Origin of the sequence: Allobosea sp. ASV33, assembly GCF_016428755.1 — a bacterium.
Taxonomy (GTDB): Bacteria; Pseudomonadota; Alphaproteobacteria; order Rhizobiales; family Beijerinckiaceae; genus Allobosea.
Map to the genome: position 1 here is coordinate 1 of NZ_JAELTI010000290.1, position 316 is coordinate 316.

Sequence of the window (316 nt, forward strand, 5' to 3'; positions counted from 1 at the left end):
AGCGAGCATGACGGCGCCGACCATCCGGTCTCGCTCTATGCCGCGACGAAGCGCGCCAACGAGTTGATGGCGCATTCCTATGCCCATCTCTACGGCATCCCGACGACGGGCCTGCGCTTCTTCACGGCTGTCTCTTATACACATCTCCGAGCCCACGAGACTCTAGGCGCGATCTCGTATGCCGTCTTCGGCTTGAAAAAGGGGGGGGGGGGGGGGGGGGGGGGGGGGGGGGGGGGGGGGGGGGGGGGGGGGGGGGGGGGGGGGGGGGGGGGGGGGGGGGGGGGGGGGGGGGGGGGGGGGGGGGGGGGGGGGGGGG

At 74.7% G+C, this 316-nt stretch carries 1 protein-coding gene; it reads left to right on the top strand.

Translation table 11 applies throughout. The annotated features are described in order from the left end of the window. Positions 1–316 (top strand): NAD-dependent epimerase/dehydratase family protein (locus JHD80_RS28920; protein ID WP_248311824.1); only part of this gene is annotated, 316 nt, incomplete at both ends.